Genomic DNA, 14976 nt, shown 5'->3' with positions numbered 1-14976 from the left:
CTTTAAAAAAGCGAGCGCTGACAAACGATGGCAGGTGTTGGCGTTTCTCTTTTCTCCAGTCGACCGGCCCTGAGCTGGGAGTTCGCGGCACTGACCGATGTCGGGCGCCTGCGCGCCCACAACGAAGACGCCGTGCATGTCGATCCGGCCCTCGGCCTGGCGCTGCTGGCCGACGGCATGGGCGGCTACAAGGGCGGCGAGGTGGCCAGTGCCATGGCCATTTCGCTGATGCACGCGAGCTTCGGCCGCTGGTTCGCCCAAGCCGGCATGCAGGCGCCCGCCCGCGTGGTCCGGCGTGCACTGCAAGCGGCCACCGACGAGGCCAACGGCGCCATCCTCCAGGCCGGCATCACCCACGAAGAGCTGCGGGGCATGGGCACGACCCTGGTGCTGGCGGCGTTTCGTCCGCAGCGCGTGGTGGTCGGCCACATCGGCGATTCGCGCTGCTACCGCCTGCGCAACAACAAGCTGGAGCAGCTCACGCGCGACCATTCGCTGCGCCAGCAGCAGCTCGACGCCGGCGCCATCACGCCCGAAGAAGCCCTGAACTCCCCCACCCGCAACCTCGTGACGCGCGCCGTGGGCGTGGAAGCCCAGGTCTTGCTGGAGATGCACGAGCACAGCGCCCGGCCGGGCGACCTGTACATGCTGTGCTCCGACGGACTCAGCGAGATGGTGCCGGATGCGCAGCTTTTCACGCTTTTGACTCGCGATCTGGGGCTCAAGGAGATGGCTTCACTTTTGGTTGCAATTTCAAACGACAATGGCGGACGGGATAACATTTCAGTTGTTCTGGCCAAGGCGGGCGTCAGCGAAGCGACCCGCGGGGCCATGTAGCAGCCAACCCAGGCGGCGGACCGTTTGCGCCGCCTGAGGGTGCTGGATCTTTGCAAACGGGGAGTAATCGGCCATGCCGAAGATGATCATTTCGGTCGATGGCGTCGTCATCGGCCAAGTGGCGCTCGCCAAGAATCGCACGACGTTGGGCCGGCGCGCCTACAACGACATCGTGATCGACAATCTTGCCGTCAGCGGCGAGCATGCCGTGCTGCACATGAGCGGCGGCGAAGTCGAAATTGAAGATCTCAACAGCACCAACGGCACCTACGTCAATGCGCTCGCCATCCAGAAGCAGGCGCTCCAGGACAACGACGTCATCGAGGTCGGTGGCTGCCGCATCCATTTCCGTTCGCACAGCAACCTCATGGCCGGCCCCGGTTCCGTGCGGGCCTCGCTTTCCGAGTATTCGGCCCCGATGCCGCTCTCGTCGGCGCCCACCGAATCGGGCGCGCTGGTCGAACTCGGCGTGCCCATGCTGCGCGTGCTCTCGGGCGCCAACGAAGGCCAGGACGTCCCGCTGCAGAAGGTGGTCACCACCATCGGCAAACCCGGCGTGGCCGTGGCTGTCGTCACCCGCCGGCGTCAGGGCTACGTGGCTGCCACCGTTGTCGGCAGCGTCACGCTCAACGGCGTGCAACTGGGCGCCGAAGCCGTCGCGCTGCAGGAAGGCGACGTGCTCGAACTCGGCGGCGCCACGCGCATGCAGTTCGTCCGGATCTGAGTCGGCGCGGGCGCCCTTCTCCGCTCCCCGTTTTTTTGCCGTCAGGCCACCGTTGTCCAAGGCTGATCGGCCATGAGCGCATTGCTGCGGCACTGGCCGCGCATTGCCATCACGCTGCTGCCGGTGTTGCTGGCGCTGCTCCATGCCACTGGCGTCTGGCGGCTGGGCGTGATCGAGCACCTGGACCACCTGATCTACGACGCCCGCCTGCGCGCCACCATGCCGGGCACGCCCGACACGCGGGTCGTGATCGTCGACGTCGACGACGCCAGCCTGGCGCGCGAAGGCCAATGGCCCTGGCCGCGCGACAAGATCGCCAGCCTCACGAATGAATTGCTGGTTCGCCAGCGCGCGGCCGTGTTGGGCTTCGACGTGATGTTTCTCGAGCCCGACCGGAGCTCCGGCCTCGGGCGCCTGAAAGAGATCGCAGCCGGACCGTTGCGCGGTGTGCCGGGTCTCGCCGCCGAAATCGACCGGCTCGCACCGACCCTCGACCACGACGCGACCTTGGCCCAGGCCCTGCGCGGCCAGCGCGTGGCGCTCGGTTATTACTTCACGCGCACCGAACAGCCCAGCGCCAAGGGGCTGCTGCCCGCAACGCCGGTGCTGCCGCCCGAGGCTTTTCCGCCCCACGCTTCCTTCGTCACGCTCTGGAACGGATTCGGGGCCAGCCTGCCGGTGCTGGCGAGTGCGGCGCCCGTCGCGGGGTTCCTCAACACCCTGGTCGGTGACGGCGGCGACGACGGCGTGATCCGCAGCGTGCCGCTCATCGCGCGCTACGAAGGCGAGCACGCGTCGCCTGGCCACTACGAGTCGCTGGCGCTGGCGGTGTACCGGCTGGCGAACGGCTCGCCGCCGGTGCGGCCCGCGCTCGTGGCCGGTGATGGCGACTTTCCACGCCTGCAGGCGTTGGTGCTCGGGTCGTTGCGCATCCCGGTCGACCAGAGCGCCAGCCTGCAGGTGCCGTTCCGCGGGCCCGGCGGTCCGCGTGCGGGGTCGTTCCGCTACGTGGCCGCCGCCGACGTGCTCGACGGTCGACTCGCGCCGGGCGAATTGAAGGACAAGATCGTGCTGCTCGGCGCCACCGCGCCCGGCCTGCAGGATTTGCGTGCCACCCCGGTCGGCGCGGCGTTCCCGGGCGTCGAAGTGCACGCCAACATCGTCTCCGGCTTGCTCGACCAGCGCCTGCTGGCCGTGCCCGACTACGCGCCGGGGTACGAAGTGCTGACCGTGCTGGCCGCCGGGCTCCTGCTCGCATTCGGGCTGTCGCTGTTGTCCGCGTCGCGCGCCGTGCTGCTCGGTGCGGGCGTGGTCGCCGCACTGGTCGGCCTCAACACCTGGCTCTACATCGGCCACAGCCTCGTGCTCCCGCTGGCGTCCGCGCTCGTCATGGCGGCGCTGGCCTTCGCGCTCAACATGAGCTGGGGCTACTTCGTCGAATCGCGCGCGCGGCGCGGGCTGGTGCGGCTCTTCGGCACCTACGTGCCACCGCAGCTGGTCGACGAAATGCTCGTGCGCCCCGGCCGCTACAGCATGCGCGCCGAGAGCAAGGAAATGACCGTGATGTTCTGCGACATGCGCGACTTCACCCGGTTGTCCGAGCAGATGGCGCCGGCCGAGCTGCAGGCCTTTCTGAACACCGTCTTCAGCCGGCTCACCGAGGTGATCAGCGCGCACCGCGGCACCGTCGACAAATACATGGGCGACTGCGTCATGGCCTTCTGGGGCGCGCCGATCGACACGCCCGACCACGCCGCGCTCGCCGTGCAGGCCGCGCTCGACATGGCCGCCGCCGTGCACGACATCAACCGCCTGCACCGCGCGAGCGGCCGCCCCGAAATCAGCGCCGGCATCGGCCTCAACAGTGGCCTCATGAGCGTCGGCGACATGGGCTCGACCGCGCGCCGCAGCTATACCGTGGTCGGCGACGCGGTCAATCTCGCGGCGCGGCTGGAGGGCTTGAGCGGCCACTACGGCGTCGAGATCGTGGCCAGCGGCGCGACCCGCGAAGCGGCGCCCGGATTCGTCTGGCAGGAACTCGACAGCGTGCGCGTCAAGGGCAAGGCCCAGGCCGTCGCCATCTACACCCCGCTCGCGGCGCAGCAGGACGGCGCCGACGCGCAGCACACCACACGGCAGCAGCTCGAACGCTGGCGCGAGGTGCTCGCCGCCTACCGCCGCCAGGATTGGGCGCTGGGCCGAAACTTGCTGGCTCCCCTGCTCGCCGCGGATGCCAAAAAAGTCCTTTACCAGCTCTATGCCCAGCGTTTAGCCTCGATGGCGCTACGCCCGCAAGACCCGGACTGGGACGGCGCCACCCGGTTCGACACCAAATGACGACAGACGCAACCAAGGGGTCTTCCACAATGCAGGTACGCGTGCTGGGTTGCTCGGGCGCCATCGCCAAGGACTGCCGCACCACCTCGTTCCTGGTCGATGCGGACCTGCTCGTGGACGCCGGCACGGGCGTCGGCGATCTCACCCTCGACGAGATGGCCGCCATCGACGACGTGGTGCTCACCCACTCGCACCTCGACCACATCGCCGCCCTGCCCCTGATGCTCGACGCCGTCGGCAGCCGCCGCACCCGGCCGCTGCGCGTGCATGCCTTGGCTGCCACCATCGATGCGCTGCGGGCCCATGTGTTCAACAACGTCATCTGGCCGAATTTCGAACGCATTCCCAGCCCCGAATCGCCCTTCGTGAGCTTTCACGAGATCGCCGTCGGCCAATGCCTCGAACTGGGCAGCGACGCCCCCAAGCTCATCGAAGTGCTGCCGGCGGTCCACACCGTGCCGGCCTGCGGCTTCGCCATCCGCCGGGCCGAAGGCGGCGCCCACTGGGTCTTCAGCGGTGACACCGAACGCAACCCGCCCTTCTGGGAGCGCATCAACGCCATCGACGTGGCGATGCTGGTCATCGAGACCGCCTTCAGCTCCCGCGAGGAGGCGTTGGCCGAACGCAGCCTGCACCTGTCCCCGGTGGCGCTGGCGCACGAACTGGCGCAGATCGACCCGGGCAAGCAATACCCGATCTACATCACCCACACCAAGCCGGCCGAGACCGAAGAAATCATGAGCCAGATCGAGATGCTGGCGGGGCGCGAGGTGGCAGGGTTGGCGCAGCGGGACATCCGCTGGCTCAAGGCGAACGGGGTGCTGACCTTCTGACCAAGCCCGGTCGGGCATGACAAATTTGTCGACACATTTGGCATCTGAGTGCGAGTTGTGTCACATCATGTAACCATCTTGTGACCAAAGACGGCCCTAGCGAGGGCTGCAGGGTGGGGAAGCCGGGTGGCACGGATGCTGCGGAAGTGACCCCGCTCCGGGCTGGTTCCCGGGCTTTACAAACCAACCTGGAGTTAATCGAATGAACCGTCGTTCTATCGCACGCAATGTGCAAAAGGGTTTCACCCTGATCGAGTTGATGATCGTTGTGGCGATCATCGGCATCTTGGCTGCTGTGGCGCTGCCTGCGTATCAGGACTACACCAAGCGCGCAAAGGTGACGGAACTGATTTTGGCGGCGTCTGCATGCCGCACCACAATTAGCGAGGTCGTGCAATCGGCTACAGGTACCTCATTGCCGAACGGAGGTGCGTGGGGTTGCGAATCGACTTCTGCTACTTCCCAGTACGTGGCGAGCGTGGCAACCAGCAATGCCGGCGTGGTTACCGTCACTGCTCAGAATATCCCGGGCGTTACTGGAACCATTACGTTGACCCCGTACGTTGGCGCCACCGGAACGACTGCTCCCACTGCTGGTACGGTTATCGGTCGTTGGGTTTGCAACGGCACCATCGATCCTAAGTTCCGTCCGGGCTCCTGCCGCGGGTGATAGTTCTCTGAATGAAACGGGCAGCTTCGGCTGCCTTTTTTTATGTCCAAACTTTCTCTTCGGCAAATCTTGATCTTTATGGCGACGGGTCTGGCTGGAATTGGCTGGCTTGTTCCCAATCATTACGCGCCATGGGTGTCTGCATGGAGTGATGGGGCCTCGATCGTGGCCTTTTTTCTCATGGCATTTTTGATGCTTGCCGAAGTAAAGCAAAGAGAGCACGGAAAACAGTCAGCCCTGCTGGTATTTGTTGCATGTGTTTCGGTTGCTGCTATATTTTTCCAGGTCATTTTCGGAAAAATAATATATAGCGGCGATGCAGTTGTTTCTGCTTTTTATGTATTTATTTGGTTTGGCGCTACCATTGTTGGGGCTGTTGCAAAAGGTAAATTTGGCGAAGAATGGCTATTGGTATTCTTGGTTGGGCTCGCTGGGATTTCGGCCCTGAGTGTCACCATCGCATTGCTTCAGTGGACCGGTTCCCATGAGTTGGGTGTTTATTTTGCAGAGCTGAAGCCGGGTGGTCGCCCGTTTGCAAATGTTGCACAGCCCAATCATTTTGGGACCATCTGCTTTGTGGGGTTGTGCACGATGCTTTATATCTATGAGCGCAAGTTGATCGGAAGACTGCCGATTCTTCTGTTGGCAAGTTTTTTTGTCATAGGTATGGTGTTATCTCAATCCCGAACCGGATTGCTTCAGTTGGTCATGCTTTCGATTTTTTCATGGATGAAAAAGGGGAGGTGGCCAATTCTATTTTCTAGGGCTCTGCTATTATTTTTGTGTGTAAGCGCCTTCGTTGGTGTTTCCAAACTTCGTGAAATAAACGAGTTACTGCTCCTCGGCGGCGGGCGATACTTCCAAGACTCAATTGGACAGGAAATAAGGTTCCCCTATTGGTCTTCGATGGTTGACGCATTAAGACGCGAGCCGCTCTGGGGCTATGGGTGGCAACAAATAGGGGCGGCGCAGTACGCGATTGCACTTGATCACCCCAGTGTCGGAGCACATTTTGAACACAGTCATAATCTTATTCTTGACTTGATGCTGTGGAATGGGGTTTTTCTTGGCGGTGCTCTTGTTCTGGCGCTAATTATTTGGGGCGCCGGAGTATTTTCCCGTTTGAAGGATGCGTCGGAATTATGGATATTTGCCATAATTGCCGGGCTCTTTGTCCATTCAATGTCCGAATACCCTCTCGACTACGCTTATTTTTTAATTCCACTTGGTCTTTTGATGGGGTGGCTTCAAGGATCGAATAAATTCGAGATAGAAGTCAAGAGTAAAAAGAGCCTGTGTTGCATTTTAATCCTCACATTCCCTGCTTTTCTTGCAATCGCTTTTGACTATGCTCGCTTCGAAGAAGCCTTTCGAACGCTTCGACTGGAGACTGCGGGGATAGGAGCGGAAGCGACGATGATCTCTATTCCGAACGCTGTTGTATTGAATCAGCTGGAGAGTTTTCAGAAATTCGCCGCCAAAGAGGCCAGGCCGAAAATGACGGTAAATGAATTGAATGCCATGAAAATGGCAGCGCTGAGATTTGGATATCCTCCGGTCCTTTTTCGATATGCTATTGCATTGGGGTTGAACGGTAAAGGCAGTGATGCTCAAGTCGTGATTTCACGAATTTGTAAAATTCACGGAAAAAAATCGTGCCAAGAAGCTGCTGAAAATTGGGGTGGTCTCGCGAAAAAGTATCCCGAGTTGCTGAATGCTAAATTCAACACTGAGAACGTGATTGAGCGATGATTTTTTGAATTAATGGAAGTGCAGTACAAGGGCTTGAAAATTTTGCTCGGGCAAACACGGCCGTCGAAAATTTGTAACCCATGAGTCCATTGCGACGAACAGGCAAGATTTCACGCTGGTCAGCAATCGAACGACGAGTTCTGGAAGCCCGCGCCGCTGCCAGCGCAGGCGCCCTTTGCGAGGCCGCAACTGCCTTGATGACGTGAGTGTAGAAAGCCAACGCTGGGCTGTTAAATCTTCTGCCGGATGGTCGTTTGGGAGCGATGAGCGGCGGCCTTGTGCCCTCCCAGAGTGAATATCATTCAATTCACACATGGACACATTTCAAAACAAGTGCAAACACATGCCGCCAGAGCACGCCAGCGCGGCCTGACGGCCATCGAGCTGCTCGTCACGTTCACCATCCTTGCGATCCTGGTCGGCATTGCCGCCCCTTCGATGTCGCGCTTCATCAACCAGTGGCGCGCCTCCAATACCGTCAACGCTCTGACCGGCTCGCTGCGCATTGCGCGTACTGAGGCGATCGCGCGCGGACGCCCGGTCGTTGTGTGCCGGGTGGCATCAAGCACGGCTACCGCTTGTGAGACCACAGCGGGCACCAAGGGTTACGCCAGCGGCTGGATCGTGTTCGTCAACAACGATCGCGACGCCAACAACGACTTTTCTTCGACGAACGGCGATGAACTGTTGCTTCGTCAGGTGGAGCCCTCCGGCATCGCGATCATCAAGCTCAAGACCGCGGGGCGCTTTGTCTTTATGCCCAACGGTCTGCTGAACGGCACTGCTAATGGCATCGACATCGACGCCACCGGTTTCAGCAGTGCCAGCGCCACGCCGTGGGCGCGCAAGGCCCTCTGCATCACCAAGCCCGGCCGTGTTCGTTCCGTAGCGAACGCGTCCGACTGCGATAGCAACGAGGGATGAAGTCGCCCGACTGCTCGGCCGTACTTGGACAGCCCCGCCCTTTTTTCACGGACATGAGAACCCACAACAGACAGCGAGGCGCCACCCTCATCGAGGTGCTGGTGGCCATCGTCATCTTGGCCGTTGCCCTGTTCGGCATGGCGGGGCTCACTTCCTCGGCCATCAAGTACAACCAGTTCTCCCGTATGCGGGCCACCGGCTTGAGCCTGGTGACCGACTACACGGAGCGCGCCCGGGCCAATCTCTCCGGCTTTGCGAACTACGCCAACACCACGGCGTACACCGCCAGCACGCGTTCGGCCGCAACGACCGACCCCACGGAAGCACCGGCCAGTTGCCAGGTCGATACCTCCAATCCCACGAACCCCATCAATACCTGCGGCTCGGCGATTGCGGACTACGACAAATCCCAATGGCTCACCAACGTCGCCAACCGGTTGCCGGGCGGCACCGCCTACGTCACCGCGGACCTGACGGACGCACCAGCGGGCGTGAACGGCCTGCCGGCCACCCGCGTGCTGAACATCTGGTTGATCTGGACCTCGATCCAGGAAGGCGAGGGCTTTCGGCAGTCGCAGCCGTGCCCCAAGGGCGCCAACATTTCCGAGGCCACCGAGGCTTCGGTGACCTGCATGTATTTCCGGGTCACGCTATGAGAAAGACTGCGATCTTCCCGCGCCGCGCGCGCCAGCAGCACATTGCCGGCTTCACCCTGCTCGAACTGCTGATCGCGTTGACGCTCGGGCTGGTGATCCTGGCGTCCAGTCTTTCGATCTATGTTGCGTCGAGCCGGGGCAGCCAGATGTCCCAGGTCGAAACGCAGATGAACGAGGACGGCATCCTCGCGCTCAACCTGATCCAGCAGCAGCTCAAGCAAGCCGGCTACTCGCGGCAGATCATTCCAGGCAGCGGCGCCACTGTGATGGGCAACTACGCGGGCCCAGCTGTGCGTGGGTGCGACGGTGGCTTTACCGATGCCACCGCTGCGGGCGCCTTTGGCAGCCTGGCGTGCAAACCGGGTGGTGGCAGCGACGCCATCGCTATCCGGTACGAGGCCACCACGGACAACACGACGCCCTCGACTGACAGCACGCCGTTGGCGACAAATTGTGTGGGCACCGGCATCGTCGCGGCGACTCCCTCGCAGGTGGCCCCACCTCCGACGCCCGCGTCTGCAGCGCCAAACTACACCCTGGCAGACAACCGTTACTCGGTGGCTGACGCGAGCACGCAGCCCATGCTGTCCTGCCACGGATCGGAGAAAAGCAGCGCCACAGCCAACGCCATAGGGGCCGCGCAGCCATTGCTGGCCAATGTGGAAGACATGCAGATTCTCTACGGTGTGGCCAATCGCCCCAGCGCTGAACTGGCCTCTACCTACGATCCCATGCGGCACCAGATCGTCCAGTACCTGGATGCATCCGGGGTCGACGCGTTGGCCAGCAGCGGTGTCCTTCCTGATCTCACCGAAGACCGTTGGAGTCGTGTGCTGAGCGTGCGCGTGTGCCTGCTCATGCGCAGCGATCGGCCTGTGAAGGACGTGCCCGCCGGCGGGACGTCTTACAAGAACTGCAGCAACGTCGACGTCACTGACAACGACGGCTATCTGCGCAGGGCTTACATCACCACGGTGCTGCTGAGAAACCGCCTGATCATCCAATGAGCACCACGCCTTCTATTCATCGCTGCCCGCGCATGCATTCGGGACGTACCCGTTTCCGGCAAGAGCGTGGCGCTGTGCTGGTCATCACACTGATCCTGATCGTGATCCTGTCACTGTTGGGCACCTTCGCGATTCGCAATGCGACCCAGAGCGAGCGCAGCATCAACGGCATCCGCTTGACGGAAGTGGCACGCGAGGCTGCAGAAACCGCGCTGCGCTTCTGCGAACAGGTGGCCATCTTCGACGGCGACGGCAAGGACTACACCGAGTACTCCACCACGGGCCTGCGCGGCAAGATCATCGCCACCACCATCGAGTCGGAGTTGGATACAGCCGCTGAATGGCGCAAGAGCGCTAGCTGGACGGGCAACAACGTGATCAAACTTCCGGCTGACTACTACAACAAGAAACCGTCTGGCTCAGACATTGATTCCGCGCAGCTGAACATCGAGCCGCGCTGCCTCATCCAAAAAATCGAAAGCACATCCACGCCGAAGCTCACGGGCTATCTGATCACTGCCCGGGGCTTCGCCAACAACGCCAAGTTCGACGACGCGACCGGTAAATCCACCCGGGGCGCCGAATCGTGGATGCAGTCCGTGTTGTCGCGCAGCAGCTGAATCCCATGCCCCCGCCTCTTTTCGCCATGACATACCTACCTTGCGATTCCCGTCGGTCCCGCGGCTTCACCTTGATCGAAGTCATGATCGTGGTCGCGATCGTTGCCATCCTCGCGGCTGTGGCGTTGCCGAGCTACCAGGAGTACGTGCGCCGTTCCAAGCGTGCTGAAGCCCAAGCCATCCTGATGGAAGCCGCGCAGTTCATGCAGCGCTATTACTCGGCCAATGACCGCTACACCGCCAGTGCGGGAGGCACGAGCGCCAGCGAAGTCGAGCAGAAGAACGGCGACGTCAGCATGCTTCCTGCGAACCTACGCAATTCGCCCAAGACAGGCACCGCCAACTACACCATTGCCGTGTTCGCGCCCGACACCACGCACAGCTACACCCTCAAGGCCACCCGCACGGGAAGCATGAGTGCAGACAAGTGCGGCACGCTGACCTTGAACAGCCAAGGCGTGAAAGGTGTAGATAGCCCAGCCACGGGCGTCAACGTTGCGGATTGCTGGAAATAGCGAACGCAACAGTCCGCTCAAACAAATAGCAGCGCTTGAGATTCGGTTGATTGCGCGCCTCGAGCGTCGCACCAATTCACCAGCTCACGGCATCCTTGAAAAAATACCAGATCGCCCGGGGAAATACGCGATGAACACCGCATTCCAGACCCTTGCACCGACCACGCAGACAACCTGCGCGTGGCGAGCTTTTCGAAGGATCGCCTACCGCTTGATCGCTTCGCTCGTTATCGCTGTTTTTCCTGTCGCCGGCGCGTTCGCTGCTGGCACACCCAGCCAAGCACCATTGTTCAGTGCAGTGCCGGGCGCCAAGCCCAATCTGATGTTCGTATTGGACAATTCAGGGTCGATGGCGTACGAATACCAGGAAGGGTATTCAATGCCTGAAAGATGCAAAAGCAGTTCGTGCGATTACGCTTGGTATCGCATGCGCTCGAACAGCGTCAATACGCAGTATTACAACCCTTCGATTACCTACTCGCCTCGAGTCAATTCCAGTGGCGTTGCAGAAGACAATCCGCTTGTTTTCATAGACAATCAATCATCCAGAAAATTTTCTTATTCTGCGCCGGGCATTGCTTACACGATCAACGACGATAATTATGTCCCGTCCTATGTTACTTACACCGCGGCGGGCAGTGTAGACGGCGATGCGAAATTTACCTATGTTCGATGCACGAACACAAGCTGTTCTTCCAATGCCGCGACAGATATTACGCCGACATCAGGCAGTGTGACTTTGCCCAGCGGGCACAAGCGCACAGACTGTGGGCCAAATGCCACCGAGTGCACCAAGGAAAAAGAGCTTCAAAACATTCTCAATTGGTATCGCTGGTATCGCACTCGCACCCTCGCGGTCAGTACAGCCGTGGGCCAAGCGATGCAAAACTATGAAAGCAAGTTTCGTGTGGGGTATGTTCAATACAACTACACCAACACGGCAACTGAAAGAAGCGGAACGGCCACCAATATCGTGCGAGGTGTCCGGTATTTCAGCGACGACAAGGATGACGCCAATAAGAAATGGAAAACACAGTTCTATAACTGGATCTACGGAATCATTCCAGCTCAAGGAACGCCAAGTCACAACGCCCTGTCTCTTGCGGCTGGATATTACAACGGTGATGTCAAGTCCACATACGGGAATCCCTGGAAAAACGATCCGACGAGCACGGGTGAAACCAGTGCAGCCAATGATCTGAGTTGCCGGCGCGCTTACTCGATCGTGTTGTCAGATGGTGCGTGGAATTCTGCGACCACAAAAAACGCCGATATCAAATATGCCAGCACGCAGGGCACGAACTACAGCGGAAATCCGTCGGGCAACCCGGCTGCGCTTCAATTCAACCCGAGTGGAGCCACGGGATCCAGCAATGCCAATCTTGCAACCAGACTGGCAGCCCGCAATCTCTACATCCCTTACAGCGATGGAGAGGCCAGCAGCTATGGCTTTGCCGACCTGACCGCCCGTTATTTCTGGCGCACGGACTTCTCGGGCACGTTGGCCAACAACGTCCCCCCCATTGAAGGTCAGCACAACCCCACGTTCTGGCAGAACATGACGACCTTCACCATCGGCTGGGGGTTGACGCCATCGGGGGAATCTGGGACAGCCAGCGGTTTGACTTGGGCGCAAATCAATACATACAACAACGATTGGCTTGCCGGTAATTCAACGACGCGTCCGAAGTGGGCATCTGGCGACTTGAACGCGACCTCTGGCAGCGCGGCCGATGCACGGCGCGTCGATGACTTCATCCGTGCTGGTTTCACCGGTGGTGGCCGCGCTTACAGCGTCTATTCGGGCGAAGATGTTCGCCAGGCTCTCGACAATGCGCTCAGCAGCATGGTGGGTTCGGGCAACGACGCCGGGGTGGCCGTGTCGGGCAACAGCAGCGAATTCCAGACGCTGGAAAACCAATACAAGTACACGACGGAATATCAAACGGCCGACAACAGCGGCGACATCAAGGCCTTCCAGCTGAATGCCAACGGCGGCTATCTTTCCGTGGATTCGTCCGGCAAGGCAGTTCCCGCATGGTCTGCCAATGCCAAGATGCCCGCCCTGACGAGCCGGAAGATTTTTTCCCTGTCGGACTATGACGCCAACGTGCCCAGCAAACTGGCCACCAAGCGCGTGGAGTTGAACTACAACACGACGCTGAACAGTTTGCCACTCGACTTCAAGGCGCTGTTGAACGCGGACAGCCTGCAAAAAACCGACAGCAGCTTCATCCGCTACCTGTTGGGTGAAGACCCGCAGAAGGATATCAACAACACCGTCTATCGCTCGCGCAAGCAGCCGATCGGCGCGTCGGTCAATTCGCCGCCGGTGTTCGTGGGTGGACGCATCGACATGGGCTACAACATCTATGGCTCGGTCGATGGCAAGGACACCTATGCCACCTACAAGGGCAACAAGACATCGCTGCCTCCGACCATCTTTGCCGCCACCAACAACGGCAAGGTCCATGTGCTGAACGCCGCCAAGAACGACACCACGCTGTCGGGCATTCCGGCCGGTACGGAACTGGCCGAATTCATGCCCAAGGGTGCAATGGCCTCGCAGATCGATCTGGCCAACTCGAATTTCCGCTTCCGCTACACGCTTGACGGGCCTTTGGTGGAGCACGACGTGTACGACAAGAACAACATGACCCCTGCGGGCGGAGCGGCCGCATGGCGCCAACTGGTGTTTGGCACGGGCGGGCGCGCGGGCAGCTTCATGTACGGCCTGGAGTCACCCATGAACTCAGGGAACCGGACCCCGACCAAGGATCACTTTCTCTGGGAATTGAACAACAAGACCGAGGGATATGACAACCTGACCCATGTGACCAACAACCCCACCGCAGGTCAACTGGACGACGGCACCTGGGTCGTGCTGACGGGCAGCGGCCACTATCCGGCGTCCGGCAAGAAAGTCGGCTTGTATGTGGTGGAGGCGATCACTGGCAAGCTCAAGGCATTCATCCCGCTGCCGGCGGCATTTGGCAACGACGTCACCGACGGCAACCGCGGTCTGGGCGGTGTGGTGGCCGTGCGAGACACCACCCGCAAGATTGTGGCCGCCTACGCTGGTGACGCCAACGGCAATCTGTGGCGTTTCGACCTGCGAAGCTCGAAGTTTGTGGTGTCCTATGACCGGCCGTTGTTCACCACGCCGGGTGGCAAGACACAGCCCATCTACGCCGCACCGACATGGCAGGTCCATCCTGGCGACGCGAGTGCCTGTACTTACAGCACCACCTCGCAGTGCGGCGCCATCGTGGTGGTGGGCACGGGCATCCTGCTCGACGAAGATGACCTGAAGACGCCGGCCACGAAGCAGGCCATCTACGGCATCTGGGACCAGACGCCGATCGGGGGCAACGACAAGGCGGGCTTCAACAAGGTCGTGCTCACGGATCTGGTGGCGCAAACCATCGACATGGGGTCGGCGAAACTGGGAACCGGCATCGAGAACGGCAAGAATTTCTACCAGGTCAGCGCCAATCCCGTGGACTGGAAAACCAAGAAGGGGTGGCTGCTGAATCTTGGGGTGATCAACTACACCGGGGCCATGGCCAATGGTGAGCGGATCGTGGGCGACTTGGCCAACCTGGGCAGCAGCGTGATGATCACGTCTTTTCTGCCCGAGAGTAAGGACCTGGGCCTCGAGTCCTGCACGGCCACCGGCAGCCTGCCCAACATCATCTACGTGCTCGACGCGCTGACGGGCAAGAACAAGTATTCCTTCGACGTCGATTCCAACGGCAGCTTCGATTTCTATTCGATCGTCGCCATCCCTGCTGGCGGCTTCACGCGTGGCAACGTGAGTTCGCGCAACATGATCGGCCAGCCCAACGAAGGGCGGCCGGACCTCAGGCCTGATGTCGATTGCACCAACGAGACCGGCTACCTGACCGGCGTGGGCGGCACACAGAAGGCTGGTGACGGCTGCTCGGCGCCCAAGGTCTGGCGTCGCGCTTGGCGGCCGGTGATCTCGCCACCGTTCTGAGCTCCTGCCGGTACAGCGAGCCGTCGCCGGCAGGGCCGTCGGGCATCGCTCTTGCGCCCGGCCGGGCTGCCGTCCCGAAATTCGGGCCAAGGGCACAATGT

Annotated in this window: 12 protein-coding genes; all 12 read left to right on the top strand. The window is 60.8% G+C overall.

The annotated features are described in order from the left end of the window. Positions 1 to 27 precede the first annotated feature (27 nt). The 12 genes from RZE79_RS29900 to RZE79_RS29845 all read left to right on the top strand — a co-directional run bounded on the left by RZE79_RS29900 (position 28) and on the right by RZE79_RS29845 (position 14875). A complete protein-coding gene (locus RZE79_RS29900) occupies positions 28 to 837 on the top strand; it encodes a Stp1/IreP family PP2C-type Ser/Thr phosphatase (RefSeq protein WP_153281479.1) in 810 nt (269 codons plus the stop codon). Positions 838 to 910: 73 nt separating this feature from the next. Continuing rightward, positions 911 to 1561 carry an FHA domain-containing protein gene (locus tag RZE79_RS29895; protein ID WP_319358085.1) on the top strand — a complete coding sequence of 217 codons (651 nt, stop codon included), beginning with the start codon at positions 911 to 913 and terminating at the stop codon, positions 1559 to 1561. 72 nt (positions 1562 to 1633) lie between these two features. Beyond that, positions 1634 to 3898 carry an adenylate/guanylate cyclase domain-containing protein gene (locus RZE79_RS29890; RefSeq protein ID WP_319358084.1) on the top strand — a complete coding sequence of 755 codons (2265 nt, stop codon included), beginning with the start codon at positions 1634 to 1636 and terminating at the stop codon, positions 3896 to 3898. Positions 3899 to 3927: 29 nt separating this feature from the next. Beyond that, complete coding sequence (locus RZE79_RS29885) at positions 3928 to 4731, top strand: 3',5'-cyclic-nucleotide phosphodiesterase (protein ID WP_153285888.1); 804 nt, start codon at positions 3928 to 3930, stop codon at positions 4729 to 4731. 202 nt (positions 4732 to 4933) lie between these two features. Further along, positions 4934 to 5401, top strand: coding sequence for a pilin (locus RZE79_RS29880; RefSeq protein ID WP_319358083.1), 468 nt, complete (start codon positions 4934 to 4936; stop codon positions 5399 to 5401). 42 nt (positions 5402 to 5443) lie between these two features. Next, positions 5444 to 7153 (top strand): Wzy polymerase domain-containing protein, encoded by a 1710-nt coding sequence (locus tag RZE79_RS29875; RefSeq protein WP_319358081.1) that lies wholly within the window; start codon positions 5444 to 5446, stop codon positions 7151 to 7153. 291 nt (positions 7154 to 7444) lie between these two features. After that, on the top strand, positions 7445 to 8077 hold the full coding sequence (locus tag RZE79_RS29870) for a GspH/FimT family pseudopilin (RefSeq protein WP_319358079.1): 633 nt from the start codon (positions 7445 to 7447) through the stop codon (positions 8075 to 8077). Next, positions 8074 to 8733 (top strand): type IV pilus modification protein PilV, encoded by a 660-nt coding sequence (gene pilV, locus RZE79_RS29865; RefSeq protein WP_319358078.1) that lies wholly within the window; start codon positions 8074 to 8076, stop codon positions 8731 to 8733. Before RZE79_RS29870 ends, pilV begins: the two co-directional genes overlap by 4 nt. Continuing rightward, on the top strand, positions 8730 to 9740 hold the full coding sequence (locus RZE79_RS29860; protein ID WP_319358077.1) for a PilW family protein: 1011 nt from the start codon (positions 8730 to 8732) through the stop codon (positions 9738 to 9740). Before pilV ends, RZE79_RS29860 begins: the two co-directional genes overlap by 4 nt. Next, a complete protein-coding gene (locus tag RZE79_RS29855; RefSeq protein WP_319358076.1) occupies positions 9737 to 10360 on the top strand; it encodes a PilX N-terminal domain-containing pilus assembly protein in 624 nt (207 codons plus the stop codon). The genes RZE79_RS29860 and RZE79_RS29855 overlap by 4 nt, the downstream gene beginning before the upstream one ends. A gap of 71 nt (positions 10361 to 10431) precedes the next feature. After that, complete coding sequence (locus tag RZE79_RS29850; RefSeq protein ID WP_319358075.1) at positions 10432 to 10875, top strand: type IV pilin protein; 444 nt, start codon at positions 10432 to 10434, stop codon at positions 10873 to 10875. 130 nt (positions 10876 to 11005) lie between these two features. Then, positions 11006 to 14875: a PilC/PilY family type IV pilus protein gene (locus RZE79_RS29845; RefSeq protein WP_319358074.1), complete on the top strand. Its 3870-nt coding sequence runs from the start codon at positions 11006 to 11008 to the stop codon at positions 14873 to 14875. The last annotated feature ends 101 nt before the right edge of the window (positions 14876 to 14976 follow it).

Source organism: Variovorax sp. EBFNA2 (assembly GCF_033802765.1).
Classification (GTDB): domain Bacteria; phylum Pseudomonadota; class Gammaproteobacteria; order Burkholderiales; family Burkholderiaceae_C; genus Variovorax; species Variovorax paradoxus_H.
Note: the sequence above shows the minus strand (reverse complement) of the source record. Positions and strands in the feature narration are given on the sequence as shown.

Coding starts and splice junctions, on each gene's coding strand:
- RZE79_RS29860 (WP_319358077.1), top strand. CDS start 8,730: ATGAGAAAGACTGCGATCTTCCCGCGCCGCGCGCGCCAGCAGCACATT.
- RZE79_RS29875 (WP_319358081.1), top strand. CDS start 5,444: ATGTCCAAACTTTCTCTTCGGCAAATCTTGATCTTTATGGCGACGGGT.
- RZE79_RS29855 (WP_319358076.1), top strand. CDS start 9,737: ATGAGCACCACGCCTTCTATTCATCGCTGCCCGCGCATGCATTCGGGA.
- RZE79_RS29895 (WP_319358085.1), top strand. CDS start 911: ATGCCGAAGATGATCATTTCGGTCGATGGCGTCGTCATCGGCCAAGTG.
- RZE79_RS29885 (WP_153285888.1), top strand. CDS start 3,928: ATGCAGGTACGCGTGCTGGGTTGCTCGGGCGCCATCGCCAAGGACTGC.
- RZE79_RS29890 (WP_319358084.1), top strand. CDS start 1,634: ATGAGCGCATTGCTGCGGCACTGGCCGCGCATTGCCATCACGCTGCTG.
- RZE79_RS29900 (WP_153281479.1), top strand. CDS start 28: ATGGCAGGTGTTGGCGTTTCTCTTTTCTCCAGTCGACCGGCCCTGAGC.
- RZE79_RS29880 (WP_319358083.1), top strand. CDS start 4,934: ATGAACCGTCGTTCTATCGCACGCAATGTGCAAAAGGGTTTCACCCTG.
- pilV (WP_319358078.1), top strand. CDS start 8,074: ATGAAGTCGCCCGACTGCTCGGCCGTACTTGGACAGCCCCGCCCTTTT.
- RZE79_RS29845 (WP_319358074.1), top strand. CDS start 11,006: ATGAACACCGCATTCCAGACCCTTGCACCGACCACGCAGACAACCTGC.